The 25,076-nt window shown below is 46.8% G+C and carries 25 protein-coding genes and 1 other annotated feature; of the genes, 16 read left to right on the top strand and 9 right to left on the bottom strand.

Features of this window, described 5'->3' with window-relative positions; all coding sequences use genetic code 11:
* Positions 1-85: 85 nt before the first annotated feature.
* Positions 86-388: a PepSY domain-containing protein gene (locus BV910_RS10020; protein ID WP_012726763.1), complete on the bottom strand. Its 303-nt coding sequence runs from the start codon at positions 386-388 to the stop codon at positions 86-88.
* A gap of 138 nt (positions 389-526) precedes the next feature.
* Here BV910_RS10020 and BV910_RS10015 point away from each other — a divergent pair, with 138 nt between their 5' ends.
* The gene (locus BV910_RS10015) at positions 527-1,600 is read left to right on the top strand and encodes a M42 family metallopeptidase (RefSeq protein ID WP_031423097.1); all 1,074 of its coding nucleotides are present in this window, start codon (positions 527-529) and stop codon (positions 1,598-1,600) included.
* A gap of 149 nt (positions 1,601-1,749) precedes the next feature.
* Positions 1,750-2,766 (top strand): PTS sugar transporter subunit IIC, encoded by a 1,017-nt coding sequence (locus tag BV910_RS10010; RefSeq protein WP_078147210.1) that lies wholly within the window; start codon positions 1,750-1,752, stop codon positions 2,764-2,766.
* Between the two features lie 34 nt (positions 2,767-2,800).
* Here the strand turns inward: BV910_RS10010 and BV910_RS10005 are convergent, their stop codons facing one another.
* On the bottom strand, positions 2,801-3,133 hold the full coding sequence (locus tag BV910_RS10005) for a hypothetical protein (protein ID WP_012726760.1): 333 nt from the start codon (positions 3,131-3,133) through the stop codon (positions 2,801-2,803).
* A gap of 115 nt (positions 3,134-3,248) precedes the next feature.
* On the opposite strand from BV910_RS10005, the gene BV910_RS10000 reads away from it, so the two are divergent.
* From BV910_RS10000 to BV910_RS09975, 6 genes are all read left to right on the top strand, one after another.
* Positions 3,249-3,560 carry a thioredoxin family protein gene (locus BV910_RS10000; protein WP_012726759.1) on the top strand — a complete coding sequence of 104 codons (312 nt, stop codon included), beginning with the start codon at positions 3,249-3,251 and terminating at the stop codon, positions 3,558-3,560.
* A gap of 6 nt (positions 3,561-3,566) precedes the next feature.
* Positions 3,567-4,361: a DUF1444 domain-containing protein gene (locus BV910_RS09995; RefSeq protein ID WP_078147209.1), complete on the top strand. Its 795-nt coding sequence runs from the start codon at positions 3,567-3,569 to the stop codon at positions 4,359-4,361.
* Between the two features lie 54 nt (positions 4,362-4,415).
* A complete protein-coding gene (ytpR, locus tag BV910_RS09990) occupies positions 4,416-5,030 on the top strand; it encodes a YtpR family tRNA-binding protein (RefSeq protein ID WP_078147943.1) in 615 nt (204 codons plus the stop codon).
* Positions 5,031-5,084: 54 nt separating this feature from the next.
* Entirely contained in the window at positions 5,085-5,792 is a 708-nt protein-coding gene (locus BV910_RS09985) for a hypothetical protein (RefSeq protein ID WP_078147208.1), read from the top strand.
* A gap of 85 nt (positions 5,793-5,877) precedes the next feature.
* On the top strand, positions 5,878-7,185 hold the full coding sequence (gene murC / locus BV910_RS09980; protein WP_012726755.1) for a UDP-N-acetylmuramate--L-alanine ligase: 1,308 nt from the start codon (positions 5,878-5,880) through the stop codon (positions 7,183-7,185).
* Between the two features lie 96 nt (positions 7,186-7,281).
* Positions 7,282-7,734, top strand: coding sequence for a Dps family protein (locus tag BV910_RS09975; protein ID WP_012726754.1), 453 nt, complete (start codon positions 7,282-7,284; stop codon positions 7,732-7,734).
* 42 nt (positions 7,735-7,776) lie between these two features.
* On the opposite strand, the gene BV910_RS09970 is transcribed toward BV910_RS09975, so the two are convergent.
* Positions 7,777-8,889: an aminopeptidase gene (locus BV910_RS09970; protein ID WP_012726753.1), complete on the bottom strand. Its 1,113-nt coding sequence runs from the start codon at positions 8,887-8,889 to the stop codon at positions 7,777-7,779.
* 169 nt (positions 8,890-9,058) lie between these two features.
* On the opposite strand from BV910_RS09970, the gene BV910_RS09965 reads away from it, so the two are divergent.
* The 4 genes from BV910_RS09965 (at position 9,059) to ccpA (ending at position 12,513) form a co-directional block, all read left to right on the top strand.
* The gene (locus BV910_RS09965; protein WP_012726752.1) at positions 9,059-9,571 is read left to right on the top strand and encodes a DUF948 domain-containing protein; all 513 of its coding nucleotides are present in this window, start codon (positions 9,059-9,061) and stop codon (positions 9,569-9,571) included.
* A 25-nt stretch (positions 9,572-9,596) separates the two neighbouring features.
* On the top strand, positions 9,597-10,148 hold the full coding sequence (locus BV910_RS09960) for a YtxH domain-containing protein (protein WP_078147207.1): 552 nt from the start codon (positions 9,597-9,599) through the stop codon (positions 10,146-10,148).
* Between the two features lie 132 nt (positions 10,149-10,280).
* Positions 10,281-11,372 (top strand): bifunctional 3-deoxy-7-phosphoheptulonate synthase/chorismate mutase, encoded by a 1,092-nt coding sequence (locus BV910_RS09955; protein WP_078147206.1) that lies wholly within the window; start codon positions 10,281-10,283, stop codon positions 11,370-11,372.
* A 127-nt stretch (positions 11,373-11,499) separates the two neighbouring features.
* Positions 11,500-12,513 (top strand): catabolite control protein A, encoded by a 1,014-nt coding sequence (gene ccpA, locus BV910_RS09950; RefSeq protein ID WP_074033452.1) that lies wholly within the window; start codon positions 11,500-11,502, stop codon positions 12,511-12,513.
* A 49-nt stretch (positions 12,514-12,562) separates the two neighbouring features.
* Here ccpA and BV910_RS09945 read toward each other — a convergent pair whose 3' ends face one another.
* From BV910_RS09945 to BV910_RS09935, 3 genes are read right to left on the bottom strand one after another with little or no spacing between them, the layout of a single operon-like run.
* On the bottom strand, positions 12,563-13,732 hold the full coding sequence (locus BV910_RS09945; RefSeq protein WP_078147205.1) for an acetoin utilization protein AcuC: 1,170 nt from the start codon (positions 13,730-13,732) through the stop codon (positions 12,563-12,565).
* Positions 13,729-14,361 carry an acetoin utilization AcuB family protein gene (locus BV910_RS09940; RefSeq protein WP_012726747.1) on the bottom strand — a complete coding sequence of 211 codons (633 nt, stop codon included), beginning with the start codon at positions 14,359-14,361 and terminating at the stop codon, positions 13,729-13,731. Before BV910_RS09940 ends, BV910_RS09945 begins: the two co-directional genes overlap by 4 nt.
* Positions 14,362-14,372: 11 nt before the next feature.
* Positions 14,373-15,002: a GNAT family N-acetyltransferase gene (locus tag BV910_RS09935; protein ID WP_078147204.1), complete on the bottom strand. Its 630-nt coding sequence runs from the start codon at positions 15,000-15,002 to the stop codon at positions 14,373-14,375.
* Positions 15,003-15,157: 155 nt separating this feature from the next.
* On the opposite strand from BV910_RS09935, the gene acsA reads away from it, so the two are divergent.
* Entirely contained in the window at positions 15,158-16,864 is a 1,707-nt protein-coding gene (gene acsA, locus BV910_RS09930) for an acetate--CoA ligase (protein ID WP_078147203.1), read from the top strand.
* A gap of 40 nt (positions 16,865-16,904) precedes the next feature.
* Here the strand turns inward: acsA and BV910_RS09925 are convergent, their stop codons facing one another.
* Entirely contained in the window at positions 16,905-19,364 is a 2,460-nt protein-coding gene (locus tag BV910_RS09925) for a transglycosylase domain-containing protein (protein WP_078147202.1), read from the bottom strand.
* Between the two features lie 169 nt (positions 19,365-19,533).
* Positions 19,534-19,731 (top strand) — a binding site (T-box leader).
* A 47-nt stretch (positions 19,732-19,778) separates the two neighbouring features.
* On the opposite strand from BV910_RS09925, the gene tyrS reads away from it, so the two are divergent.
* Together tyrS and BV910_RS09915 are read left to right on the top strand one after the other, a co-directional pair.
* Positions 19,779-21,026 carry a tyrosine--tRNA ligase gene (tyrS, locus tag BV910_RS09920; RefSeq protein ID WP_078147201.1) on the top strand — a complete coding sequence of 416 codons (1,248 nt, stop codon included), beginning with the start codon at positions 19,779-19,781 and terminating at the stop codon, positions 21,024-21,026.
* A gap of 96 nt (positions 21,027-21,122) precedes the next feature.
* Entirely contained in the window at positions 21,123-21,749 is a 627-nt protein-coding gene (locus BV910_RS09915) for a GTP pyrophosphokinase (RefSeq protein WP_012726742.1), read from the top strand.
* A 35-nt stretch (positions 21,750-21,784) separates the two neighbouring features.
* Here BV910_RS09915 and rpsD read toward each other — a convergent pair whose 3' ends face one another.
* Together rpsD and BV910_RS09905 are read right to left on the bottom strand one after the other, a co-directional pair.
* Positions 21,785-22,384 (bottom strand): 30S ribosomal protein S4, encoded by a 600-nt coding sequence (gene rpsD, locus BV910_RS09910; RefSeq protein WP_031423120.1) that lies wholly within the window; start codon positions 22,382-22,384, stop codon positions 21,785-21,787.
* 223 nt (positions 22,385-22,607) lie between these two features.
* Positions 22,608-23,090, bottom strand: coding sequence for a GAF domain-containing protein (locus BV910_RS09905; RefSeq protein WP_078147200.1), 483 nt, complete (start codon positions 23,088-23,090; stop codon positions 22,608-22,610).
* Between the two features lie 238 nt (positions 23,091-23,328).
* Between BV910_RS09905 and ezrA the strand changes: the two genes are divergently transcribed.
* Positions 23,329-25,059, top strand: coding sequence for a septation ring formation regulator EzrA (ezrA, locus tag BV910_RS09900; RefSeq protein ID WP_078147199.1), 1,731 nt, complete (start codon positions 23,329-23,331; stop codon positions 25,057-25,059).
* Positions 25,060-25,076 lie beyond the last annotated feature (17 nt).

The raw sequence follows: 25,076 nt of genomic DNA, 5'->3' as shown, positions 1-25,076 counted from the left end.
TTAAATTGAAAACTACCAATTTCAATTTTCCACTCTTTCGAGGGAACTAAACAAAAAAACCGACGAATCATTCGTCGGTTTCGTGTCATGCATATTCGAGTAATGCGCCAGTCTCAGAGTCGACTGTAAACTCATATGTTTTCTCTTCATCGTTCTCAAGAACCGAGATGCCACCTTTGTAGACGTCGTATTCACGACCGTCGTATGTGTAAATCTCCGGTGATGCAGAAATCCATGCCCCTTGGACATGACCTTTTGCTGAGAAAGCACGCTTCGTGTACTCTAAGGCGTTTTCTGCAGATAAGCTACGTTCATCTAAAGCTTTTTTCGTCATAAGTGCGGCAATGACGGCAACCCCGATTCCAATAAACCAATACCTTTTTTTCATATGACTACCTCCCCTTGAACTATGGCTATCATGTACATCGTACCAAAACCTGTACCCGAATGGAATGAAAAGCATTCGCATCCTGTCAAAACTTTTGTATATAATGAGACAAGAACGGTTAGGAAAGGATGATGAAAGATGGATCAGAAGACGAGAGATTTATTTAAGACGCTAACAGAACTCCCGGGAGCTCCTGGGTTCGAGTCTGAAGTTCGTCAATTTGTACGTGGACGAATTGAACCCCATTCAGATGAAATTGTCACGGATGGCATCGGATCAATTTTTGGAAAACGTGTCGGAGACGAGTCGGGACCGAAAGTCATGGTAGCCGGACATATGGATGAGGTCGCTTTTATGGTGACACGGATTACCGAGAACGGCATGCTTTACATACAACCACTCGGTGGCTGGTGGAGCCAAGTGCTCATGGCGCAACGTTTCGACATCATCACGTCGAACGGTAAAATTCCCGGTGTCGTCGCTTCGACACCGCCTCATTTGTTAGGTCCAGATGCAATGAGTAAACCGATGGACATCAAGCAGATGTTTATCGATATCGGAGCAGATTCGAAAGAAGAAGCAGAGTCATGGGGTGTACGTCCGGGGGTCCCTGCTGTTCCATCGAGCGCATTTACCCCACTTCATCACCCGAAAAAGATTATGGCCAAAGCTTGGGACAATCGTTATGGCGTCGGTCTTGCAATCGAATTGTTGGAGGAAACGACAAAAGCGGATCATCCAAACATCTTGTTCTCGGGTGCTACCGTACAAGAAGAAGTCGGATTACGTGGAGCGCAGACAGCATCTGAATTGATTCAGCCAGATGTGGCACTCGTACTCGATGCTTCACCGGCCAATGATGCTTCAGGAAGTAAAACGGAGTTCGGTCAGCTCGGTGAGGGAGCATTGATCCGAATTTTAGATCGCGTCATGGTCATGTCTCCTGAAATGCGTGATTTCTTACTCGATACGGCTTCAGACGAAAACATCAAGACACAATATTTCGTCTCACCAGGCGGTACCGATGCGGGGCGCGTTCACATGAGCGGAGAAGGGGTACCGACAGCCGTCATTGGCGTCGCATCTCGTTATATCCATACACACGCCTCGATTCTTCATACGGATGACTACGATGCAGCGAAAGCGTTGCTCAAAGCGTTGGTCAAGCGGCTTGATCGTTCGACACTTGAAACGCTACGTCCGTCTCTGTAAATCAAACATTCCGTTCACTCGAAAGATGAGTGGACGGTTTTTTATGGATGTTCTTGCTATTTCATGAAAACGTCTTATACTGATAAAGGTGTTTATACATGTATGTTACTCATGACAAGACACCTGTATAAGTGTAAGGAGGATATGTTATGTTCAAGAAAAAAGGAATCTCATTGAGCCCGTCGCTTTATTTTGTGACGGCGCTAAGTTATATGGCACTTGGTTTGTTTAGTACGTTAATCATCGGTCTGATCATAAAAACGATCGGAGGTCAGCTCGAAGGAACGACATTCACAGGGATGAGTGCCACGTTGATTCAAATCGGGGATGTCGCCATGAGTTTGACCGGACCGGCAATCGGGATTGCCATCGCCTATGCGTTAGAGGCGCCGCCGCTCATTTTGTTTTCCGCGCTCGTTATCGGGGCGTTTGGATATGAGTTCGGACCGGCAGGAAGTTACGTTGCGACGATTCTTGCGGTCGAAGTCTCAAAACTTGTCTCTAAATCGACGAAACTAGATATTTTAGTGACGCCGTTCACAACGATTGCCGTAGGCTACCTCACTGCGACGTATATCGGCAAGTATGTCGGCTTATTTATGACGCAACTCGGTGGTTGGATTGAATGGGGCACGGAGCAACAGCCGTTGTTCATGGGAGTGGTCGTCGCGACATTGATGGGACTTGCGTTAACGGCACCGATTTCAAGTGCTGCCATCGCATTGATGCTCGGTTTGAACGGAATTGCTGCTGGAGCAGCGACTGTCGGTTGCGCGGCTCAGATGATTGGGTTTGCCATCACGAGTTATCGTGATAATGGGGTCGGTGGGGCGATTGCTCAAGGAATCGGCACCTCGATGCTTCAAGTCGGGAACATTGTGAAAAACCCTTGGATTCTTCTTCCGCCAACAATGGCCGGGGCTGTATTGGCTCCAATCGCGATTCTGTTGTTTGAACTGGAAAGTGTCGCTGCGGGGGCAGGCATGGGAACAAGTGGGCTCGTCGGCCCGATTGTCATGCTTGAAACGATGGGCTTTAGCTGGTATACCTTTCTCGTCGTCTTTGGTTTCCTCATAATTGGACCAGCCTTATTGAGTTACGCGGTATACGTAGTCTTGCGAAGAACCGGTCGGATTCAACCGAATGATTTAAAAATTGATTATTAATGAAGAGCAACGTTTCGAGGAACGTTGCTCTTTTTCATCCAATTCCGAACCACATTTTCACGGACTCAACCGTCTCACGAGGGACTCGGAAACTGATTAAGAATAACATGAGCACAATCACGTAAATGGGGATCAAGAAACGCTTTCGAACGATGGGCAAGTGACGTGCCAATTTCTTGAGATATTTTTCGAGCACATAAATGACGGCGAAACCGACAACGAGCCAAATCAAGATCTCTAGTCTCGTTTTATCAGTGTCAATAAACAAGTAGCCGTATCGCAAAATGGCAAGCATTCCAAATACACCGACCATCTGTTCAAGAGGGTGCTTCATTTCAGGGTTTAACGTTTCGCGTGTTAATTTCATTCAGCTTCACCTGTTTCAACTAGTTTCGGCTTTGATTATAACAAACAGCAGAGCAGAATGTGTGACTTGACTTATGCTATTATAAGTGAGGAAAAAACGAACAGGAGTGATAATCATGAAACGACTATCAACAATGGCAGAATATATCGAAGCAAAAGAAGCGAAAAGTGTCCTTATGTTTTCGGCGACATGGTGTGGAGATTGCCGATTCCTTGACCCATTCATGCCGGAAATCGAGAAGAAATTTGAAGCATGGACGTTCTATTACGTCGATCGTGACGAGTTCATGGAACTTGCGCAAGAACTTGATATTTTTGGCATCCCAAGCTTTGTTGCGTTTGAAAATGGCAATGAGGTTGATCGCTACGTCGGTCGTGAACGGAAGACGCCGGAACAGGTTGAAGCTTTCTTGAACGGATTAGGGTGAGCCTTTATGGAACGGAATGAGTTAAGACGTTATCTAGAATCGCATTTTAATGAAGAATACCGTACTTCTTACGACCGTGAGAATGAGGTACTGCGCGTCGAGCGGAAATCTGACCGTTTTGGGGTCAATATCCGCCTTGCGCCGATTGTGGCAAAGGCTAAGACACGCGGTACGGTTGCCGTCGATGAAGTCATCGAGTATATCGAATCAGCGATGAAGGCGGATGATCAAATCTCCCTCACCGGAAATGAAGATGCCATCTATCCGGTCATTCGTTCGAACTCTTTCTCGAAGACGACAAAAAATGGAGAAGCACTTGCATTCACCCCGCACACGGCCGAGACCGCGATTTTTTATGCGCTGGACCGTGGAAACGGATATCGGTTGATTGAAGAACGCCACCTTTCGGATGAAATGACGCTCGACCGCATCGAGCGAATCGCCCGTGAGAATGTGAAAAAACTACCGACCGAGATGAAACAAGACGAAGTGGCTGGAAACCCATTCTACTTCTTATCAACTCGTGATGGCTACGAGGCATCTCGTGTGTTAAATGACGAGTTTCTTCGGCTGATGGAACGACGGATTGAAGGGGATATGCTCGTCGGTGTCCCGCATCAGGATGTGATGATCGTTGCGGACATTCGAAATGACCAAGGATATGATGCGATGCAGCAACTGATGTTTGATTTCTTCACAAATGGTCGAATTCCCGTCACTGCACTCGCCTTTCACTATGTGGCGGGGGAACTTGAACCGATTTTCATTGTCGGAAAAAAGACCCCGCCATCGAACACATAATCTGATAAAATAAGTGAGATGAGTTTGAAAGAAGGGACGTAGGAACGTATGCAAATGAATGTGTTTTATAACCGAGAAGGAATCGGTGATGTACTCATGGTGTTGTTAAAAGAAGGAGAACGACATCATCAATCTGTCGAGCGGACGGGAGACGTGGCAATCGTCAAGTCGGCAGACGGAAAAGTGAACGGGTACAACCTGTTTCAAGCAAGTCAACATGTTGATGTGACAGGATGGAATGGTCCTGTTGAGTTGACAGTCGAATTAGTGGAACAGTTGCAATCTATCTTAAATGATAACGGGATTGAAGAGGACTTTTCATGGGTTGACGTGACGCCGAAGTTTGTCGTCGGGTATGTTGAAAGCGCAGTAAAACACCCGGACGCTGACAAACTGTCAATCTGTCAAGTTCAAATCGACCAAGGGACTGTTCAAATAGTATGTGGCGCACCGAATGTGGCAACAGGGCAAAAAGTCGTTGTCGCAAAACCGGGTGCGGTGATGCCGACTGGTTTGATTATCCGTCCGTCTGCACTCCGTGGTGAAAGTTCACACGGGATGATTTGTTCTGCCCGTGAATTAAACCTTCCGAACGCCCCGCAAGAAAAAGGGATTTTAGTATTAGATGACGAATATGAAGTAGGTACAGCATTTAAAATCGGTCGCTAAATTCGACCGATTTTTTGTTAAATATGGATTGAGTGAAAAAGCGAGGAATCAAGTATGGATGCATATGAACGTTCACTGAAGCAACAAGCAGAGCGAATCAAACGAGAACTGTCGAAAGAAGGACAAAAAGGTTCCCCTCCGCCAAAGGTAGAGGTAACCGAGGAATTTATTCCGTCAGACGTCCCGTCGCCGATTTATGGATATGCTCGTCCGAAACCAAAGATTGTCCTTCCGGTCGAACACTCTCCTGAAACGAGAAATGCGTATGATTCAAAGATGGCATCTACTCATTCTACGACGGAAGAGCCAATCCAAGAGTCATCTACTGAACCCGTCTCTGAACCTGAATGGAGCAAAGAGTCCAACGAGCTGATTTCCGAGGAAATGGAAATGGAAGAAAAACCGATTCTTGGTGAAGTTTCGATTCTAGATAATGGCTTTTCATCTGTTTTTATGCAATCAACGGATTTATCCCGTTCAAAAAAGGAGACGGTCGTAGAGGCTCATCAAGATGCCACTCCTCATACTGACCTAGATATTGACGAATCGGCGGAACAAATCGGTTCGTCGCTTGAGCAGATTGCAGAAAGATTACAAACACCATCTGAACAGCAAGAAGTGCCATCTGCCACAGATTTGACATCAGCGGTTCAAGTATCATTTAAAGCGGATCAACCGCCTGTAAATGTGATGATGACGCCAAAAGATCGCATGGCGATGTACCGCAGCCGACGACTTGCGCAAAAAAACAATAATCTGTAATAGCACGACTCTGTGAGTTTTGCTATAATGACAAAGGTTTGTCGCATTTTGACGAGCCGCAATGAATTAGGGGGGCTATTTACAGATGAACCGTTATCACTTCGTCGGAATTAAAGGAACGGGCATGAGTCCTTTAGCTCAAATTTTATTTGATATGAACAATGAGGTCCGTGGATCGGACGTTGAAAAAGCATTTTTTACAGAAGAAGCATTGAACCGTAAAGGGATTGAAATTTTGCCATTCGATCCTGAAAATATTTCGGAAGACCAAATCGTTGTGCAAGGAAACGCGTTCAGTGATGATCATCCAGAAATCGTGCGTGCACGTGAACTCGGATTGACGATTTATAAGTATTACGAGTTTTTAGGTGAACTCGCGAACCATTACACGAGTGTCGCCATCACTGGGTCACACGGGAAGACGTCAACGACGGGATTGCTTGCACACGTCATGCGTGGAATCGAACCGACATCGTTCTTAATCGGCGATGGCACGGGAGAAGGAGTGGCGGATTCGAAAAACTTCGTCTTCGAAGCTTGTGAGTACAAGCGTCATTTCTTATACTACCGTCCAGACTACGCGATTATGACGAATATCGACTTTGACCATTCGGACTATTTCTCTGGACTTGATGACGTCATTGACGCTTTCCAAGAAATGGCGAAACAAGTGAAGAAAGGAATCATTGCTTGTGGCGATGACGAAAATCTTCAACAGATTCAAGCCAACGTGCCGCTCGTCTATTATGGTTTCGGGGCGCACAATGATTTCCGTGCTGAACAGGTCACATCGACAGAAAATGGAACGACATTTGATGTCTTTTTGCGTGATGACTTCTACGGAACGTTCCGAATTCCTGGATATGGAGACCACAGCGTGTTGAACGCGCTCGCTGTCATTGCGACATGCGACTACGAGAACTTGCCGAAAGAATTGGTGAAAGAACGTCTTGAGACGTTCAATGGTGTAAAACGCCGATTCAGTGAATCGACGTTAAACGACCAAGTGCTTGTCGATGACTACGCGCATCATCCGCGGGAAATCAGTGCAACGGTCGAAGCGGCTCGGAAAAAGTATGGCAATCGAGAAGTCGTTGCGATTTTCCAACCACACACGTATACACGCTTGAAATCATTCATGGATGATTTTGCGACGGCATTGGCCGAAGCAGACACTGTCTATTTATGTGATATTTTCGGTTCAGCACGTGAGCAGGAAGGAACGGTCACGATCGAAGACCTCCAATCACGAATCGAAGGCGCGCATATTTTAAAACGTGGTGGTACAGGCGTGTTACGCAACCATGCCGATGCCGTGCTCTTATTCATGGGTGCCGGTGATATTCAAACGTATCAGCGCGAATATGAAGAAGTTGTAAAACTTGAAGCATAAGTGTGAAGGGAGACGAAAGTCTCTCTTTTTAATGTTTAGCCATCCAAAATCTCGGTAATAGTAGTATCGATGAATATGACAAAGGAGATGTTAGGAATGGCTAGTCAAGTTGCGCTCAACACATTGAACAAAGAAGTAGCGAACTATGGATTACTGTTTGTGAAACTTCATAATTATCACTGGTATATCAGTGGACCGCACTTCTTCACGTACCATGAAAAACTAGAAGAGCTCTATAATCTAGTGGCAGAACTTTATGATGACGTGGCAGAACGCCTACTAATGAATGACGGCGAACCGTTTGCGACGATGAAAGAGTATCTTGAACATTCGACGTTAAAAGAAGGCGATCGTCATGCCGAGACAGATCAGATGATTAAAGACATCATCAGTGACTTCAAACAAATCCGTCAAGAGATGCAAGATGCGATGGAGAAATTTGAGGATGGCGATGAGGCGATTGAAGATACATTCGTCTCTCATATCGAACGACTCGAAAAAGAAATTTGGATGATGTCTGCAGCCCTCGGGAAGAAAACAAAATTATAAACATAAAAATGGTGCGCCTTTGTCAGGCGCACCATTTTTATGTTATTTCAAGTTTTCTGGATTAAGCGGAAGCAAGGCATCGATGACGAAACGTCCGTCTTTTCGGATGAGTACATCGTCGAACCAAATTTCGCCGCCACCGTAATCCGGGCGCTGGATGTTGACAAGATCCCAATGGACAGATGAGTTGTTGCCGTTATAGGCTTCATCATACGCTTGACCTGGCGTGAAGTGGAAGCTGCCGTCAATTTTCTCATCGAAGAGGATATCTTTCATCGGATGTTGAATGTATGGGTTCACACCGATTGCGAACTCACCGACGTAACGGGCTCCTTCATCTGTGTTGAACACTTCATTGATTCGTTCTGTATCATTAGCCGTCGCATCTACAATCTTCCCGTCTTTGAACGTCAACTTCACATTCTCGAATGTGAATCCTTGGTATGGAGATGGCGTATTGTACGTGATCACGCCATTGACCGAGTCTTTTACCGGTGCTGTGAACACTTCACCATCTGGAATGTTCATTTGACCCGAGCACTTGATTGCCGGAATATCTTTTATGGAGAACGAGAGGTCCGTTCCTGGTCCTTTCAACGTGACACGGTCCGTCTTGTTCATCAATTCGACCAATCCGTCCATTGCGCGGTCCATCTTTCCGTAATCGAGCGTACATACATTGAAGTAGAAGTCTTCGAACGCTTCTGTCGATTTTCCAGCAAGTTGCGCCATCGATGGAGATGGATAACGAAGGACGACCCATTTAGTTCCTTTGACCCGGTCTTCGGTATGCATTTTCCCAAGAGTGGCACCGACGAGTTTTTGTTGCTCACTCGGCACGTCAGAGAGTTCGTTGATGTTATCACCAGCACGTAAGCCGATATAGGCATCCATTGCCTGCATCTGTTTACGCTCGATGTCGGCCATGAGTTCGAGTTGCTCTCGGCTTGCGCCCGTATATAACTTACGTAAGATACGGCTCTCTTTCAACAAGACGAATGGGTGTCCGCCTGCCTCATATGCTTTTTCGACGAGTGCCTCAACGAGCGACTCCTCGACGCCAAAGTTCTCAATCAGTACCTTTTCCCCCGGTTGTAGCTTGACGGAATAATTGATTAAACCGTCTGCTAACTGTGTAATTCTTGGATCTCTCACACGATCACCCCTAATTATTTTTATGAATTTCTATTTTAGTGTAATCGAAAACATAAAAACGGGTAAAGGAATAATCAGACCCAATGGCGAAAACGGTTGTAGCAAATCTTTTCAGTCATAATGGTGCTATAATGAAACAAGAAACGATTGAATAGGAGGAATGGATTGAATGGAGATCACATTAGGAGGCATCGCTGGCCTGATTGCGGCGCTCGCGTTTGTCGTACTCGTCATCTTCTTGGCGCGTGTATTGTCGAATGTAAACCGTACACTCGGAAGCGTCGCCAACACGACCGAAAATTTAGAACGCCAGCTCGATGGAATCACAATGGAAGTGACGGCGCTCTTACATAAGACGAACCGTCTCGTGGACAACGTCGAAGAAAAAACAGAATTGCTCGCACCCGTCGCTCATGCGCTTGATGAGTTAGGGACATCATTGAACGAGGTGACCGAGTCTGTTCGTACCGTCTCGACATCTGTCCACTCGGCAGCAGACGAAAACAAAGAACAGATTGCGCAAGCCGTCCGATGGGGATCGGTTGCGGTCGAATTGTTCAAGAAGAACAAGCCGGAAGCATCTGCTTCAAAAGAACGTCCACGTCGCCGTACACGACGTGAAAAGAAAGCAGAAACACCTGTATCACCTGATTTGATTCAAACGGACGATACAATCAAATAACTAAATTTCGGGGAGGAACTCACACATGACAGACCAAAAGCAATTAACAGAACAGAATCAATCAAGTAGCGGATTTTTGACGGGTGTCATCCTCGGAGGGATTGTCGGAGCAGCGGTTGCCCTCTTAACATCACCGAAAAACGGACGTGAAGTTCGAACGTACCTTGACGAGAAGACGTCAACATCGCGAGAACGTCTGACTGTCAAATCGAAAGAAATGCGTGAGAAAGCAGAACCGGTCGTTGGGGAATGGATTAAAGTGGCGAGCGATAAGGCGGCACCTGTCCTCAATATCGTAAAAGATAAGGCGCGTGAGGCAGCAGAATTAAAGCAACAGATCGATGAGGACGAACTCTCGATTGAAGAGGCGATGGAGAAAGCGGATCAGCTCGTCGCGGAAGCGGAATCGGAAGTGAAAGAACAGATGGACCGTGCGGCTGAAGAAGAGGCAAATCCATCGAACGCATCGGATTCTGAATCAAACGATTCGCTCGAAGCACCTGTCAATGAGTTGCTTGATGAGGAATCGAAAGAAGAACTCAATGATTTGAAGAAGGACCTTAAAAAAAATGAATGACATGTAAGGGCCGAATGCATTCGGTCCTTTTTTGGTGATTTTGTGACGTAGAAGGTTTCCTTATGACAAAGCGCACAAAGTTCGATATAATTAGGAATCTGGAAAGAACGGCTTAAGAATGTGAGGGAAACTATGAGTCCACAAGATCAATTGAATCGATTACGTCGAGAAATGGATGAATTGAACCATGAAATGCTCGACTTGCTAAGTCGGCGTGGTACACTTGCCGTCGAAATTGGAAAAATCAAACGTCTTCAAGGCGTCGAACGTTATGATCCCGTCCGCGAGCGCGAGATGCTCGATTTTATCGCCGCTTCAAATCAAGGACCGTTTGAAACGTCACGTCTTCAACATATCTTTAAAGAAGTCTTTAAAGCGTCTGCTGAATTACAAGGGGAAGACCGTGATAAAACGCTTCTCGTTTCGCGGAAGCGTCAACCGGAAGACACGTTGGTCCACGTGAAGGACGTGACGATCGGAAACGGGCGTCCACAATTGATTGCGGGACCGTGTGCCGTTGAATCGTTTGAACAAGTGAATGCGGTCGCAGAAAAACTTGCATTATCGGGAGTTAAAGTGATGCGAGGTGGTGCTTATAAACCGCGTACGTCTCCTTACGATTTCCAAGGCTTAGGCTTTGAAGGATTGAAGCTGTTGAAGACAGCAGCTGACCGACACGACCTACGAGTCATCACGGAAATCATGACTCCCGGCGCAGTGGAATCGGCGTTACCATATGTCGATATCATTCAGGTCGGGGCTCGCAACATGCAGAACTTCGATTTGTTAAAAGAAGTCGGGAAGACAGACAAACCGGTCTTGTTGAAGCGCGGATTATCCGCTACAATCGAAGAGTTCATTTATGCGGCAGAGTACATTATGGCGAGCGGGAACAGCCAAGTCATCTTATGCGAGCGGGGAATTCGAACGTATGAACGAGCAACACGTAATACGTTGGACATCACGGCTGTGCCGATTTTGAAGCAAGAGACGCATCTACCTGTCATGGTAGACGTCACGCATTCGACGGGTCGTCGTGACTTGTTGTTACCGGCTGCAAAAGCGGCCCTTGCCATCGGAGCTGACGGTGTGATGGTAGAAGTGCACCCGAATCCTGCCATTGCATTATCGGATGCGCAACAACAATTGGACTTCGATCAATTCGATCAATTTGTGGAAGGACTCACCGTCCAGTTTCCCCGACTTGATTTGGTGAAAAAGTAAGCTTTCCAAATGGAAACGTTTTATATCGCATGAAGACAGGGTAAATGGATGACAGATACCTGTCTTCCTTTTTTAAGATGTTTTATGAAAACTTTTTGAAAATCAGGACTTGTAGGAGGAGTAGTTTATGAATAGTAACAACGTAACGATTTACGATGTCGCACGAGAAGCCGGGGTGTCAATGGCAACCGTTTCTCGTGTCGTCAACGGAAACCCGAACGTCAAACCGACAACACGCAAGAAAGTACAGGATGCGATTGACCGTCTTGGTTATCGTCCGAACGCCGTCGCGCGTGGACTTGCGAGTAAAAAAACGACAACGGTCGGTGTCATCGTACCGGATATCTCGAACATCTTCTTTGCTGATTTGGCACGAGGCATTGAAGACGTGGCGACGATGTACAAATACAACATCATCCTTGGTAACTCGGATTCGAGTCGTGACAAGGAAGTGCATTTACTCAATACGTTGTTAGGGAAGCAAGTGGACGGCATCATCTTCATGGGTGGACGTTTGCATGAAGACCTCGTCGAAGAGTTCAAAAAATCACCGGTTCCAATCGTTCTCGCAGCGACGTTGAACCAAGGATATGATCTCCCTGCCGTCAACATCGATTATGAACAAGCCGCATATGACGCGACTCAGATGTTGATCAACCACGGACATGATCGTGTTGGATTTATCACTGGACCGCTCGAACAACAAATCAATGGCGAGAAGAAATTCGCTGGATACCGTCGCGCGCTTGAAGATGCAGGTCTTCCATTCCATGATAACGATATGATTCTTGGAAATTATACGTATGCGTCTGGTCTCGAGGCGATGCAAAAAATGTTGCAGCGAGATGATTGCCCGAAAGCCATCTTTGCGGGGACGGATGAGATGGCACTCGGTGTCATCCACGCGATCCAAGATGCAGGTTACTCGGTTCCAAACGACTTTGAAGTCGTCGGTCACGATAACACGCGTCTCGCGACGATGATTCGTCCGAAGTTGACGACGGTCGTTCAACCGATGTACGATATCGGAGCCGTCGCGATGCGTCTCTTGACTAAGATTTTGAACGCGGAAGAAATCGAAGAGAAAAACGTCGTGCTTCCTCACCGAATCGAACGCCGTGACTCGCTTCGTCAGGACTAAAAGAAAAGCTGCCCGTTCATCCATTTTTGAGATGAACGGGCAGCTTTATTTATAAATAAATCGATTTTCGATCATTCGAGATGAACGGCCAAAAGGCACGCTTCGTGACTTCCCAATTCTTTTCTTCAATTTGTTGACGCCGCGGGATATGATCAAACGCGTAAAGAGAGTCGTCCCACCGAGTGGGTAACGGTTGACCAGCGACATCGGACCATTGCTCAATCCACTCGGTCGGGATATCTCCGGCATAGGGTGTCTCTCTCGTCAGACCGGCCCACACTTGTGCCCAGGCGCGAGGAACGGCTCGATACCAGTCATAGCCGCCGCCACCAAGTGCGACGAGACGGCCGTCTGTATATTCATCGGCCAGGCGTGAGGCAATCTGCGGGATTTGTTCGAACGTCCGTATCGTTGATGCGAGATGGGTGAGTGGATCAAAGACATGGGCATCCGCACCATTCTGAGTCAGGATGATATCAGGTTTGAACCATTCGCACGCTTCACGTAAAACGGTCTCATAGCAAGTCAAAAATGAGTCATCTTGGGTGAACGCATCGACCGGTACGTTCCAACTGTAGCCGTATCCTTTCCCATTACCTCGTTCTGTCACCATTCCGGTACCCGGGAAGAGATAGCGACCTGTCTCGTGTATGGATAAAGTCATCACATCATCATCGTCATAGAAGAGCCATTGGACCCCGTCCCCATGATGCGCATCCGTATCTACATAGAGAACGCGCGACCCGTATTGTTTTCTCACATGTGCGATGGCGACGGCCGCATCGTTATAGACGCAAAATCCTGATGCTTTGCGCCGCATTCCATGATGTAGACCGCCCCCAACATGGAAGGCGCGCTCTGCTTTGCCGCTCGCAACTAGATCGAGCGCATGAATCGTCCCACCGACAAGCCGTGCGGCTCCCTCGTGTATCGTCGGAAAGATAGGGGTGTCTTCCGTACCGAGACCAAACTTATTCGCTTTCAGCGTGGAAAGTTCTCCTGCCCCCGCAGCTTGTACGGCTTCGATGTAGTCAAAGTCATGAACGAGCGCTAACGCTTCAACCGAAGCGAGTGGCGGAGATACACATTCCGATTTGGACAGTTTTCCGGCTGCAATCAATAGCGATGTCGTTAATTCCAGTCGTAACGGATTGAACGGGTGATCCTCATGAAAGCGATAAGACGTCTCGTCTTCGCCAAATATGTAAATCGGTCTCATCGCGACATCTCCGGACCGAGGACATCATAGCCTTCACGTTTCAACCGTTCGATGATTCGGAGCGGGTTCATCGTCTGGACGCGGAAAGAGATGATACGTTTATACGGATCGCTCGTCGGATGAACGAAGACGTTGATGATATTGACGTTTGTTTTGGCGAGGAGTCGGGTCACTTTTTCAAGTGTACCGGTCGTATTTTCGACAAGGATCTCGATTTGCGAACTTGGTTCGAGTGCGCCGGTCAATTGGACGAAGTAACGTAATAAATCGGTCTCTGTCAATACACCGACGAGTTTCCCTTGTTCGACGATGGGGAGACAGGTTAGCCGGTTTTCGTAAAACAAGGCAGCTGCATCTTCAAAGAAATCGAATGGATGCGCTGTCGGTACCTCGGATCGCATGATGCTCGATACAGGGTTTTGAAAGTCTGCGTTTTCACTTTCGGGATGAAAGACGCTCGTCGCACCACTCATCTCGAATTGGCCGACAATCCCGACGACTTGTCGAGCGGGATTTGTCACAATCAAATGTCGGACACGATGTTCACGCATTAATTTTGCGGCATGGGCAATCGTATTGGTCGGTTGAATCGTCACGACATGTCGATTCATCATCTGTTCGATTAACATGAAATCCCTCCTTAGTCGTACATAAATCGTCGGCGAAGACGAAGTGAATCAAAATGGTCGATTGATTCTTGTCGTACATTTTTTCCGATACGAGCCATCAAACAGTTGGCAGGATGGGAGGCAATCTCAGGATCGTCTGTCGGGAAGAAAACAAGTCCACCGTGATTCATCATCTTCTCCATGACTTTTCGATAATCCCAAATCGAGAGTCCACTACCTTTCAAATCCCAGTGCCAATAATATTCGGTCGTCAAAATCAAAAAGTCATCCATATGTGGGTCCATCATCGATACTTCGAGTAATTGTTTCCCGATTCGTTGACCACGGAAGCGAGGACTCACCTCGATTGCCCCGAGTTCAAGGATGTATGGGTCGTTTCCTTCACTCCAACGCTCATACGGGTCAGGATAGAGGAAAGTCACGTATCCAATCACGAGATCGTCTTGCCTGGCGACGATGATTCTTCCTTCTTTTAACCCAGCAATATCGACGAGTGCTTCGTGCTGATCTTCCGGTTCACGAAAAGCTGTCAATCCTTCATCAAGACGATACGTCCGTAACACGTCAGGCGCCACCGGACCATCAATCGTGACGTCACCTTGTGAGGTCTGCCACACTTTTGAATGATATTGTTTTTCCATAGGGTCACCACCTTTTCCATCTCTTATTATAGCGCTTTCATCAAGCTGGAATCATCCTGTTTTGATGAAATTGGAAATTCATTGATTTGTCATAATTTTAACACTATACTGAAAGTGGTTATACCAATCTTTACAGGGGAGGCGAATCTTTAGCGATGGAAAAATTGAAAGCGTTAACAGGGGAACATCAATTAGCGTCGTATGAAGAGGCTTGTCAGTCGTTTGAATGGACACAAGCAGAAGCATTGTTTTCATGGAATTTGACGGGGAAAGTCAATTTGGCATATGAAGCCATCGATCGCCATGCGGAAAGTGAATTGGCGACAAAAGTGGCACTGCTTTATTTCGATGGGGATCGAGAAGAGCGGTACACGTATGCGGATATGAAGAAAGAAAGTAATCGTTCTGGTAATGTTCTGAAGTCGATTGGTGTGGAGAAAGGCGACCGCGTCTTTATCTTTATGCCACGTCAGCCAGAACTTTATTTTATTTTGCTCGGTGCAATCAAACGAGGGGCCATCGTCGGTCCTCTCTTTGAGGCGTTCATGGAACAGGCGGTTCACGACCGTTTGCTCGACTCGGAAGCGAAAGTGATTGTGACGACGAAAGAACTGTTGCCGCGCATTCCGGTCGATCAGTTGCCTCATTTAGAGACCATTCTACTCGTTGGGGACGATGTCGAAGAGTCGGAAAAGGTGCTCGATTATCATAAACTGGCGAACGATGCGACGACAGATCTCGAATTGACGTGGGTCGACCGTGAAGACGGTCTGATTTTACACTATACATCGGGCTCAACAGGAAAACCAAAAGGGGTTCTCCACGTCCATAATGCGATGATTCAACATATGATGACCGGCAAATGGGTACTCGATCTTCAACCGGATGATATTTACTGGTGCACGGCTGACCCGGGATGGGTGACGGGGACGAGCTACGGTATTTTTGCGCCTTTCTTAAATGGTGCGACAAACGTCATCGTTGGTGGACGCTTCAATCCTGAATTTTGGTATTCGGTCATTGAACGGTTTGGCGTGACAGTTTGGTATAGTGCCCCGACGGCGTTCCGCATGCTCATGGGCGCTGGCGACGAAGCGTTTGAGAAGTATGATTTGTCTTCACTTCGTCATATTTTATCCGTCGGTGAGCCGCTAAATCCAGAAGTCATTCGTTGGGGACACGAAGCATTTGATCTTCGAATCCATGATACGTGGTGGATGACAGAGACCGGTGCGATGATGATTTGTAACTATCCGACGATGGACATCAAACCGGGCTCAATGGGGAAACCGATCCCAGGTTGCGAAGCGGCTATTTTGGATGACCGGGGTCAACCACTTCCACCACACCGAATGGGGAACTTGGCACTCAAGACGCCTTGGCCGTCGATGATGCGGAAGATTTGGAAGAACGATGCGAAGTATGAGAGTTACTTCTGGGGAGATTGGTATGTGTCAGGTGATTCTGCTTATATGGACGAAGACGGCTATTTCTGGTTCCAAGGTCGGGTCGACGACGTCATCATGACAGCAGGAGAACGGGTCGGACCGTTTGAAGTGGAAAGTCGACTCGTGGAACATCCGGCTGTGGCTGAAGCGGGTGTCATCGGAAAACCGGACCCGGTCCGAGGTGAAATCATCAAAGCGTTCATTGCGCTACGTAAAGGTTATGAACCGTCTGATGAGTTAAAACAAGAAATCCAGCAATTCGTCAAAGAAGGATTGGCTGCGCATGCAGCACCACGTGAGATCGAATTCAAGGACAAGTTGCCGAAAACACGAAGCGGGAAGATCATGCGTCGTGTCTTGAAGGCTTGGGAATTGAATCTTGAAACAGGTGACCTCTCGACGATGGAAGATTAAGATAAACAAAGGGTCGACACATCGTGTGTCGACCCTTTGTTTATTCACCGTTAGCATCAGCATCAGCCTCTTCTTCAGCCTGTTGTTCGGCTTCTTCAGCATCTTCTTCAGCTTTCTTCTTCGCTTCTTCCTCAGCTTTTTTCTTTGCCTCGGCGTCTGCTTTTTGTTTAGCTTCTTCTTCAGCTTTTTTCTTAGCGGCAGCATCGGCAGCAGCCTCTTGTTTCTTCTCCTCAGCTTCTTTCTTTGCTTCTTCGGCCTCTTTCTTGGCCTCTTCTTCTTTCTTCTTCTCTTCCTCTTCTTTTTCTTTCTCTTCTACTTTCTTCTTCTCAGAGAACGAACCTGAGTCTTGGAAGTCTTTCGAAGTGACGGTTGAAGGTTGTGAGAAGCGGGCGCTGACACCTAGAGCTTCTGGGTCATCCGCATAGACACGATTCATCGTTAGCGACCAGATGCGCTGTGTCCGTTGATAGTAACGTCCATAATCCCAACCATCTAGCATTGAAAGGCGTTGTGAATCATAACCTGACCAAACTGCGAGTGTAACGTTCGGGTTCGACCCGACCAAGTACGAATCACGTTGATCGTTCGTTGTACCGGTTTTACCCATCCAATCGCCAGGAACGCTGAGCAATGATTGTGCATATGTCGCAGTACCTGACGTGTAGACGTCACGGAGCATGTCCACTACGAGATAAGAGGTACGTTCTGTGAAAATACGCGTTTTCTTCGGCTTCGCTTCGTAAATGACTTCACCTTGATATTCGATTTCTTGGATGAAGTACGGTTCCACGTGTTCACCGTAATTTGCTAGCATCGCATAAGAGGCGGCCAAATCGATTGGCTTGACTTCCCCGGTACCGAGTGCCATCGCTGAAGCATAACGGTTTCCTTCAGATACCGGAATCCCCATGTCGACTAATTTCTGCGTATCAGCAGGTTTTTGGTTACGTTCTTCATAAATCTTAACAGCCGGAACGTTCAAGGAGAGCTTGAGCGCATCGCGTACTGTGACAGCACCGCGATACGTTTTCCCTTCGTTTTGAACTTGTTTCTTCGGTTGTCCGGGACCCGTGAACTTATAAAAATACTCCTCGTCAATGATTTGAGTGGCAGGTGTAATCATGCCAGCTTCAATCGCATTTGAATAGACAAGAATCGGTTTTGCAGTCGATCCGATTTGACGTTCTGCCCAGAAAGCACGGTTCAAATCGTCGGTCTTGCCATTGATATAGCGACCTCCGACGAATCCGAGTACTTTCCCGGTCTTATTCTCAATCATGACAGAAGAGGTTTGTTCAGGAAGTGTGCGGTTCTCATCTTTAATCGTTTGATTCGGTCCGAAGTTGCCAGCGTTTTTAGCCGGTTGTTGCATCGCTTCGTGAATTTCTTTATCCAATGTCAAACGGATGTTGAACCCACCTTGACGCAACATGTTATGAGCACGCTTCGCATAAGTCGAACGGACAGAGTCCTGTTCCTCCGAGCTCAACTCATTGATTTCAATCCCATCTTGCTCCAATAGATAATCCGTTACGATTTGGCGTGCTTGAAGTTCTGCTTCGTCTACCACGTACGGATATTTGTCGCGAGGCTTCGTCTGAGTCTGCATGAAGTCTTGCGTGATGTCGTAGTTATAAGCGGCATCATATTCTTCTTTCGTGATCTTTCCTGCAACGTACATGCGGTTCAATACCGTTTTCATTCGGTTAACCGCACCCGATACGTCCTCTTTGATGACGCCACCTTGATAGTAAGGTGTGTAGAAGAATGGGTTTTTTGGGATACCGGCAAGGAAAGCGGCTTGTGGAAGTGTCAATTTCTCTGCCGAAGTATTGAACACACCGCGAGCGGCGGCCTCAATCCCTGAAATGTTACGTCCCATCGAGTTACGTCCGAATGAGACAACGTTCAGATAGGCGTTTAAAATTTCATCTTTGTCCATCGCTTTCTCTAGACGAAGGGCGAGTAATATTTCTTTTGCTTTCCGTTCGAAAGATACTTCGTTCGTCAACATTTGGTTTTTAATCAATTGTTGCGTCAACGTTGAACCACCCGTGCGATCTTCAGATCCTGTTGCTTCTTGTAAAATAGCGCGCAACGTCGCTTTTGGAACGACGCCATCGTGCTCATAGAATTCGACATCTTCCGTCGCAAGTAGTGCATCGACGACGTATGGAGAAACTTTTTCTACTGGAATCGGGATTCGTACCTCATCGGTCGTATAGTTCCCGATGCGCTCCCCGCTTCCGAAGTAAATATTGGAAGTCGATGTATACGTATTGATTTGCGCAGTCATCGTTTTATAAGCCGGGGTCGGCATATCTTTGACGAGTGACGCGAAATATCCGACACCAATTCCAGCACCTAAAAACCCGATGAGTACAACAGAAATGATGGTCAGGAGTAGGACGTTCCACGACACATCATACATAACATTGGCATAACGACGTACTTTCAATGACGTCGGATTATTCCATAAGTCTCGAATCTTCTGCAGCATGACAGCCTCCTTAAATATGGTGTAAAACTATTTTAGACAGTAATATATTCGATTATAGCACAATTCAACCTACACCTTACCTCGAAACCGAAGTCTCGTGCAAGTTTCATTGTAAGAGTTGACAAGTTGAAATCGATGCTTATAAAATGAATAGCATAGTCAACAAGATAATGACGCTGTGAAGAAAGCGAAGTAGTCGACGGGCCTCTTGTCCAGAAAGCTAGTGGTTGCTGTGAACTAGCCAATGTCAATCGATGAATTACACTTTTAGAGCGTGCCTTCGGGCCGGTTCGAGACCGTTATCTCTCGCTCAAGCGGTCGCAAATTGCGACAAGTAGGGTGGTACCGCGGAATCTCCGTCCCTTCTCATATGAGAAGGGACGTTTTTTTATGTCAATCGAAGGAGTGGAACAAATGGAACTATTAAACGATTTAGAGTTTCGAGGACTTGTCAACCAAATGACAGATGAAGAAGGATTAAAAGAACAACTCAAGCAACCGACGACGTTATACACGGGATTTGATCCGACAGCGGACTCGCTTCACATCGGGCACTTGCTCCCGATCTTGACGCTAAAACGTTTCCAGCAGGCCGGCCATCAGGTCATCGCGCTCGTCGGTGGGGCGACAGGGATGATTGGTGACCCGTCTGGTCGTTCGGATGAACGTTCACTAAACACGTTGGATACGGTCAAGCTCTTCTCCGATCGCATCAAGGATCAGTTGAGCCGATTCCTTCCACTTGAAGGGGAGAACCCGATCACGATTCGCAACAACTACGAATGGACGGAAGAGATGTCAATCATCGACTTCCTGCGCGACATTGGGAAGCATTTCCCAATCAGTTACATGCTTGCGAAAGACTCTGTCGATTCACGTATGGAGAACGGGATCTCGTATACAGAGTTCTCTTACATGTTGCTCCAATCTTACGACTTCTTGAAACTATACGAGACAGAGAAATGTCGTCTTCAAGTCGGTGGAAGTGATCAATGGGGGAACATCACGGCAGGTCTTGAATTGATTCGTCGCTTTGGTCACTCTGAAAAAGCGTTCGGTCTCACCGTGCCACTCGTCACAAAGTCGGACGGACAAAAGTTCGGGAAGACAGCGGGCGGTGCAGTTTGGTTAGATGCGGATAAGACGTCGCCATATGAGTTCTACCAGTTCTGGATCAACGTCGACGATGCAGATGTCATCAAGTTCATCAAATACTTCACGTTCATGTCGCATGAAGAGATTGAGGCACTTGCAGCCGAAGTGACAGAAGCGCCTGAAAAGCGCGTGGCACAGCGCCGACTCGCAGAAGAGATGACAAAGCTTGTCCACGGTGAAGCAGGACTTGAACAAGCGGAGCGCATCACGAAAGCGTTCTTTAGCGGAGATTTGACGTCGCTTCAACCGGAAGATATGGAAGATGCGTTTAAAGGCATGCCGCAATTCGAACTTGACGGTGAACGCAACCTTGTAGACCTCCTCGTCGAGGCGAACATCTCACCATCGAAACGTCAGGCACGTGAAGACGTGACGAACGGCGCGATTTACTTGAACGGTGAACGCGAACAAGCACTTGATAAAGTCGTCACTCGCGAAGACACGCTCGGTGAATTCACCATCATTCGCCGCGGTAAGAAAAAGTACTTTGTGATTCGTCACGTATAAACATCCTGTCCGTTCCTTATTTGTTGAGGAATGGACTTTTTTTATACATGACGTGCGGTTCGGATTTGCTAAAATGGGGAGATAGGAGGAATGACGATGGAGATAGAAGAATTTTTCGGCGACCAGTTCCATCAATGGCGTGAACACTTTCGGTATTATGAAATGGCGATCACGGAACTCGAGAGCGACCTCGGGATCATCGACTTGGATTGGCAGACGAGACTGGGGTATTCACCGATCGAACATGTGAAGACGAGGATGAAGACATTGCCGTCTATCGTGCGTAAGATGAAACGGAAAGACTTACCTTTAGAGGTTTCGGCACTTTGGGAGCATGTGCACGATGTGGCGGGCATTCGGATTGTCACGAGCTTCCGTGATGACATATATGAGATTTTGCGTCATCTAGAGGCGCGAGATGATTTAGATATCATCGAAATAAAAGATTACATTAAATACCCAAAACCGAGCGGGTATCGAAGCTTACATCTCATCGTGAAAACAAAAGTCTACTTGGCCGAACGAATCATTTGGGTGCCGGCGGAGATTCAGATTCGGACACTTGCTATGGATTTTTGGGCGGCGACGGAACATAAGCTTCAATATAAATATCAGCATGACGTACCCGAGTCATCTAAGGAAGAATTAATAGAGGCGGCACTCATGGCGGATGCCCTCGATACGCAAATGGGGCGTATCCGACAAGAGATTTTGAAGAAATAAAAAAATCCCCTTCGCGAAGAAGGGGATTAAAAGCATTAACGTGAGTAGTACTCGACGATGAGTTGCTCTTTGATTTGGTCGTTAAGTTCAGCGCGTTCTGGGAGACGTACGAATGTACCTTCGAGTTTCTCAGCGTCAAACGATACGAAGTCTTTTGTAGCTGGTGCTACTTCAAGTGCTTCAGCGATTGCTTTTACGTTTTTCGACTTTTCACGAACTGCGATGACTTGACCTGGTTTTACGCGGTAAGACGCGATGTCAACGCGTGATCCATCAACAGTGATGTGACCGTGGTTGACGAGTTGGCGTGCTCCACGACGTGTGCGAGCGAGGCCGAAACGGTAAACGAGGTTGTCAAGGCGTGATTCGAGCAAGAACATGAAGTTCTCACCGTGGATGCCTGGCATTTTACCAGCATCGTTGAAGATGCGGCGGAATTGCTTCTCGTTCACTCCGTACATGTGACGAAGTGCTTGCTTCGCTTGAAGCTGAAGACCGTATTCTGAGATTTTCTTACGACCATTTCCGTGTTGACCTGGTGCGTAAGGACGTTTTGCTAATTCTTTACCCGTTTCGCTAAGCGAGATGCCTAAGCGACGCGAGAGTTTCCAAGCTGGACCTGTGTAACGAGCCATGATTGGACTCCTCCTTGTTGTTCATGTATTTTGCACAAAAGAACAACGGTGTCAAAGACGAGTAACGCCCCTTTCTAGGTGCAAGCACCTTCACTTGATAGCGAAGCTACGAGATGCCCCTCCGACAAAAGTCGAGGCCCGAAAGGTGGATACGTTTGTCTGTGACTGCTATCGTCATTTCATGCACAAAGATGAGTATACGATGAATACCATCTCTTGTCAATCAAATATAGCGAAGAAGTGTTTCGCAAAAACGTTCGAGTCCTTGACGGTCGATTTCTGAGAAACGGTCGAACTCCGGGCTATCGATATCGAGCACGCCAATCGTTTTCCCGTCACGTACGAGAGGGACGACGATTTCAGAGTTCGAAGCTGCATCACATGCGATATGACCAGGGAATTGATGAACATCGGCCACGAGCTGTGTTTCTTGTGTAGCTGCCGCAGTTCCGCAAACCCCTTTACCGAACGTGATGTGAACGCAAGCCGGGAGTCCCTGGAATGGTCCTAGAATGAGACTGTCTTCAGAATCAGTCACATAGAATCCGACCCAGTTGATCCGATCTAAAAATTGGTTGAGTAATGCGCTGGCGTTGGCGAGGTTGGCCACTGTATTCGTTTCGCCTTCTAATAATGCGGCGAGTTGCTTGTTTAATAGGTCGTAACCGGCTGTCAAATCACCTGAGTACGATGTCGTTTGGAACATATGAATTCCCCTCCATCTTTCATGTTTTTAGAATTTAGCATTATGGTACACGCAAATTTCAGATTTGTCTTGTTAGAAAGTTCCGAAAAAATGAACAATCTCCACTGAAACCATTGGAAAACCTATGCAAATCGTTGGTTCTATAATATGATTAGGTATATCTATTCTTATAAAATACTTCTTTTTTTAATATAAAGGTACATAAGTCCACGAAAGCGGCTTGGAGGTTGTGACAAAGATGGATTACGGAATTTATGGATTAATCATTGGAATCATCGTCGTCGTATTAGGCGGCATGTTGGGGAGTATGCTCATTCGAAGGAATTTTTACCAAAAAATTGACGACTTGGATATGAGGAAACAAAGTGTGCTCAGTGCGAGCATACCCGTCGAACTCCAGAAATTCAAACAGTGGCCGATGGAAGGGGAAACAAAAGAAAAGTTTGATCGTTGGCATCAATCTTGGGATGAGTTAGTCAGTGTACATGCAGGTCAAATCGATGAAGCGTTATACCGGGCTGAGGAAGACTTGGATAAATATCGTTTCATGAAAGTTAAAGCTGACTTGAATGCAACTGAACAACTCATTGAAGAGCTCGAGACGATGGTACACGCCATGCTCGATGAGATGGATGAATTTACGACGTATCACACCTCGCTTATGGACATTGTGAAGCAGGATGAGAAAGAGTTGTATCAGTTCCGCAAGACATTAAATTCACAAAACCACGCGTTCGGACCAACCTATGCATTGGTGGAACAAGAGATTGCCGCTGCCGAGGCGAAACGCAGTGAGATGATCAACTTAAAGCAGGTCGGTCAAGTTTCTGAAGCATTTGAAACCGGACAAGCCTTATCGAATCAAGTAGGACACATCCGTGAACTGATTCGGATCATTCCGCAATTTGTACGTACGGTTCAAGTGGAACTGAAACAACAACTTCAACAACTCCGCGCTGGACATAAAGAAATGCAAATGGACGGGTATGCGCTTGAACCACTAGGATTAATGGAAGAAATCGATCAAGCGGAAGATCGTCGAGAAGAGTTGATGGCTCGAATCGAACGCTTGGAATTTGATCATTTTGAAGAGGACATGCAACAGTTGAGCTCGGATATCGATCAATTATTCGAAGCATTCCGAACAGAGGTCGATGCCCGCCAATACGTGAAAAAAGAATTTGCGACGATACAAGAACGCGAATTGCAATCTGCCGAAATCATGAATCACTTACAGACGGAAATGTCTCGACTTGTAAGCAACTATGAAATCAATGCACGCGTCGGAGAAGAATTCGAACAATTAGAACGTGAACGAACGACTCTCACGGCGAATGTACTTGATATTGAACAAGCTCTCGTCGCGCAAATGTTACCGTTTAGTATGATCAAATCCAAAGTGCAGGAAGCGAAACGGTCACTTGACCAATTCAGTGCCATGCATGAGCGTTTCATTGAGGATACGAATTCATTACGTAAAGAAGAGCTTGAGGTCCGTCACAAGTTAGAAACGTGGAAAAAAGAATTGTCTGGGCATCGTCGCCTGTTAGCGAAAAGTGCGATGCCGGTTGTTCCGAATGATTTGTCAAACGAATTACGTCAGCTCCAAAAAGGTGTCCAGTCGTTAGACGAACAGTTTGACAAGGCACCGTTCAACATGACGTATATCGTCGGGCTTAGCCATGATGTCGAAGAGATGATGGATAACTTCCGTGACCGTGTCCATGCACTGATTCGTCAAGTGACGTATGCGGAACATTTGCTCCAATATGCAAACCGCTTCCGTCGCCGTGACAACGAGGTCCATATCGCCTTGACGCTTGCGGAAAACAAGTTCTTGCATGGAGAGTATGGCACTGCGGTCGAAATCGGTGAGCGGGTGCTCGGTCGATTCGATGAGAACGGAGCCAATGAAATTCGTCAACGTGTGGATAAAGGGTTAGAACAGCAGGAATTGCTAAAAAAATAAACGATGCATGAAGATTG

This window comes from Exiguobacterium sp. HVEsp1, from assembly GCF_002009685.1.
In the GTDB taxonomy this organism is placed as follows: domain Bacteria; phylum Bacillota; class Bacilli; order Exiguobacteriales; family Exiguobacteriaceae; genus Exiguobacterium; species Exiguobacterium profundum.
This window is presented reverse-complemented; position numbering and strand designations above follow the sequence as displayed.

Bases quoted from the DNA above. Each gene is read 5' to 3' on its own strand.
- BV910_RS09955 (WP_078147206.1), top strand. From the start codon at position 10,281: ATGAGTCCACAAGATCAATTGAATCGATTACGTCGAGAAATGGATGAA.
- BV910_RS09960 (WP_078147207.1), top strand. From the start codon at position 9,597: ATGACAGACCAAAAGCAATTAACAGAACAGAATCAATCAAGTAGCGGA.
- BV910_RS09925 (WP_078147202.1), bottom strand. From the start codon at position 19,364: ATGCTGCAGAAGATTCGAGACTTATGGAATAATCCGACGTCATTGAAA.
- BV910_RS09905 (WP_078147200.1), bottom strand. From the start codon at position 23,090: ATGTTCCAAACGACATCGTACTCAGGTGATTTGACAGCCGGTTACGAC.
- BV910_RS09945 (WP_078147205.1), bottom strand. From the start codon at position 13,732: ATGAGACCGATTTACATATTTGGCGAAGACGAGACGTCTTATCGCTTT.
- BV910_RS09940 (WP_012726747.1), bottom strand. From the start codon at position 14,361: ATGTTAATCGAACAGATGATGAATCGACATGTCGTGACGATTCAACCG.
- BV910_RS10020 (WP_012726763.1), bottom strand. From the start codon at position 388: ATGAAAAAAAGGTATTGGTTTATTGGAATCGGGGTTGCCGTCATTGCC.
- BV910_RS09935 (WP_078147204.1), bottom strand. From the start codon at position 15,002: ATGGAAAAACAATATCATTCAAAAGTGTGGCAGACCTCACAAGGTGAC.
- BV910_RS10005 (WP_012726760.1), bottom strand. From the start codon at position 3,133: ATGAAATTAACACGCGAAACGTTAAACCCTGAAATGAAGCACCCTCTT.
- ccpA (WP_074033452.1), top strand. From the start codon at position 11,500: ATGAATAGTAACAACGTAACGATTTACGATGTCGCACGAGAAGCCGGG.
- rpsD (WP_031423120.1), bottom strand. From the start codon at position 22,384: ATGGCTCGTTACACAGGTCCAGCTTGGAAACTCTCGCGTCGCTTAGGC.
- BV910_RS10015 (WP_031423097.1), top strand. From the start codon at position 527: ATGGATCAGAAGACGAGAGATTTATTTAAGACGCTAACAGAACTCCCG.
- BV910_RS09915 (WP_012726742.1), top strand. From the start codon at position 21,123: ATGGAGATAGAAGAATTTTTCGGCGACCAGTTCCATCAATGGCGTGAA.
- BV910_RS09965 (WP_012726752.1), top strand. From the start codon at position 9,059: ATGGAGATCACATTAGGAGGCATCGCTGGCCTGATTGCGGCGCTCGCG.
- ezrA (WP_078147199.1), top strand. From the start codon at position 23,329: ATGGATTACGGAATTTATGGATTAATCATTGGAATCATCGTCGTCGTA.
- BV910_RS09995 (WP_078147209.1), top strand. From the start codon at position 3,567: ATGGAACGGAATGAGTTAAGACGTTATCTAGAATCGCATTTTAATGAA.
- tyrS (WP_078147201.1), top strand. From the start codon at position 19,779: ATGGAACTATTAAACGATTTAGAGTTTCGAGGACTTGTCAACCAAATG.
- acsA (WP_078147203.1), top strand. From the start codon at position 15,158: ATGGAAAAATTGAAAGCGTTAACAGGGGAACATCAATTAGCGTCGTAT.
- BV910_RS09975 (WP_012726754.1), top strand. From the start codon at position 7,282: ATGGCTAGTCAAGTTGCGCTCAACACATTGAACAAAGAAGTAGCGAAC.
- ytpR (WP_078147943.1), top strand. From the start codon at position 4,416: ATGAATGTGTTTTATAACCGAGAAGGAATCGGTGATGTACTCATGGTG.
- BV910_RS09985 (WP_078147208.1), top strand. From the start codon at position 5,085: ATGGATGCATATGAACGTTCACTGAAGCAACAAGCAGAGCGAATCAAA.
- murC (WP_012726755.1), top strand. From the start codon at position 5,878: ATGAACCGTTATCACTTCGTCGGAATTAAAGGAACGGGCATGAGTCCT.
- BV910_RS10000 (WP_012726759.1), top strand. From the start codon at position 3,249: ATGAAACGACTATCAACAATGGCAGAATATATCGAAGCAAAAGAAGCG.
- BV910_RS10010 (WP_078147210.1), top strand. From the start codon at position 1,750: ATGTTCAAGAAAAAAGGAATCTCATTGAGCCCGTCGCTTTATTTTGTG.